Consider the following 2469-nt stretch of genomic DNA (forward strand, 5'->3'; position numbering starts at 1 on the left):
GGCAACACATTTAAAAACAGATGGACATGATCCGGCATAATCTCCATAGCAATAATTTTCCACCTATTCTCTATAACCAACTCGCAAATAATTCGCTGTAACCTCTGGTGCAATAGCACCTACCAGGACTTTTTTCCGCCGCTTAGGAATGAAGACAAAGTGATAATTTAGCAGTGAAACTGCGTTGCTTTCGTGCCTGTACTCATCTGGAGAAAACTTAGCCATAACCTTAAAGTATTTACTTGCTATTTGTATATAGCTATTGTTTAATCAAAAAAAGAAACAACAACGGGAGGGATTTATATTTGCTAACAAATTATGTATATAAGCTACGTCCTAATATTAGACAGTCCAATAAAATGGATAGTTGGCTAGATATGCTCCGGTCTACTTACAATTGGAGCTTGGCTGACAGAATAGCTCAATACAACCAGCAATTTATCCAAGGTGACTACTGCGACATTAGGACTAAAGCAGAAGCTTGTCCATTAACTTGTTTTGTCAGTAAAAATGGTGCAAGTGGAGAGCCGTGGAAGGATGCTAAAACCGACAAGAATGGCAACCTCAAAAACCCTCGACGCAGTGCTGGTGATATTCAAATAACGGCATTACCATATCTAAAGAAAGCTAGACCTTGGTTTGCTGAAATTGATTCTACAGTTCTACAGCAAAACGTCAAACGCCTTGACACTGCCTACAAAAACTTTTTTGAAGGGAGAGGGTTTCCTAATTTTAAAAACCGTAGTAATTTTACCTCTTTTACTTACCAGATGGGCGTAAAAGTTCAAGGTAATAAAATCTATCTCCCCAAGTTGGGATGGATGCGGTTTTTCAATTCTCGCTTAATACCAACAGGTTTTACTATCAAAGCTGCTACATTAAGAAAGCGGCAAGATGGCTGGTATATCTCGATTAGGATTGAAGATAAAACCATACCAGACTATGTAAAAAAACCGCTAAACGAAGTTAATTCTATTCTTGGTTGTGACTTAGGAATAACTAAACTTGTCCATTTCTCCGACAGATATCAAATTGATAATCCTAAATTCTCAACCAATAAAAAAGCTAGACGCACTTTAAAAATTAGACAGCGACGGGTTAATCGTAAAGTCAAGGGTAGTAACAATCGTAAAAAAGCAGCTAATAAAGTAGGACGGTTTCACAAAAAGATTACAGATAAACGAACTGCTTATCAATGGAGTGTTGCTAATACAATAGTTTCTAGAAAGGTTGATGCTATTGCCTTAGAAGATTTAAACATCTCCGGTATGTTGAGGCGTTGCAAAGTTAAAACCGATGAAAAAACAGGGAGATTTTTAAAGAATGGCCAGTCTAAAAAAAAAGGATTAAACCGTTCTATTTCTGATGCAAGTTGGAGTGATTTGATTTTAAAAATTGAGTATCTCGCTGTGAAGCAAGGAAAAGTTGTAATTAAAATTAATCCTAAATACTCCAGTCAAGAATGCAGAAATTGTGGGCATACTGATAAGTCAAACCGTGATGGTGAGAAATTCATTTGTACGGAATGCGGATATCACGAACACGCCGATATTGGTGCTGCAAAAACTATCAGAGATAGAGGTTTCAAAATAGTACGTGGGGACTCCGCGAAACTTGCTGTTTAACAGCTAAACGCCCAGAAGATGAGCCAGTGCGGTCTTGGGGTTTCCCCAAGTAGAGCAACTAGCGGTATCAGCACGCACTTTTGTGCAAACGTACTGAGTCTGGGAACCTGTGTGAACAGGATATTAGGATTGTAAAATCTTAAGAATCCCCGTCTCTTTAGAGCGGGGAGTGTCAATTAAGAAGCTGTGACGGGAATGCTGACTTCTAGCAAATCTATCAGGAAAGATTTGATAGAAAACCGCGTGTTTAACCCAATCTGGCGTTTGAATTTCCATAAATACATCTATGAGCAACTTAACATATAGCAATTTTAAACCAGATGTAAACAACCCCCTTGTATTTCCCTCTGTGTCCTCTGTGTCTCTGTGGTTCGTTTAAAATATATTGTTGCCATACATTTAGTTACCAAATTTCCCTTCTTTCTTGGTCACGAAATGATAAATAATTGGTACACTTAGTTATTTAACCCAGTTTACAGTTAACCAGTGCCTCATGGTATATGTCAAGCGCGTTGAACTTACCAATTTTAAATCCTTCGGTGGGACTACTGCTGTCCCTTTGTTACCGGGGTGTACCGTCATATCTGGTCCTAATGGTTCTGGGAAGTCAAATATTCTAGATGCTTTGTTGTTTTGTTTGGGACTGGCTAGTTCTAAGGGTATGCGGGCGGAACGTTTACCGGATTTGGTGAATAATGCCCAAAAACATAAGGGGCGTTCGGCGCTGGAAGCTAGTGTAACTGTGACTTTTGATATTTCGGATGTCTCTCGCAGAGGCGCGGAGGCGCGGAGGGAGGAGGTGGGGAAGTCTCTTATACACACCTGACGCTGCCGACGACCTAGA

At 39.7% G+C, this 2469-nt stretch carries 1 protein-coding gene and 2 pseudogenes; 2 read left to right on the forward strand and 1 reads right to left on the reverse strand.

Translation table 11 applies throughout. The features are described 5' to 3' along the window. A pseudogene (tnpA, locus tag IQ228_RS24660) lies at window positions 1-225 on the reverse strand (IS200/IS605 family transposase); the annotation flags it as partial. Window positions 226-305: 80 nt separating this feature from the next. Between tnpA and IQ228_RS24665 the strand changes: the two are divergent. Continuing rightward, a complete protein-coding gene (locus IQ228_RS24665) occupies window positions 306-1625 on the forward strand; it encodes a transposase (protein ID WP_228044068.1) in 1320 nt (439 codons plus the stop codon). Between the two features lie 493 nt (window positions 1626-2118). Continuing rightward, window positions 2119-2424, forward strand: a pseudogene (locus IQ228_RS24670) (AAA family ATPase); the annotation flags it as partial. Between the last annotated feature and the right edge of the window lie 45 nt (window positions 2425-2469).

The sequence above is a fragment of the Dolichospermum sp. LEGE 00246 genome (genome assembly GCF_015207865.1).
Lineage (GTDB): Bacteria > Cyanobacteriota > Cyanobacteriia > Cyanobacteriales > Nostocaceae > Dolichospermum > Dolichospermum heterosporum.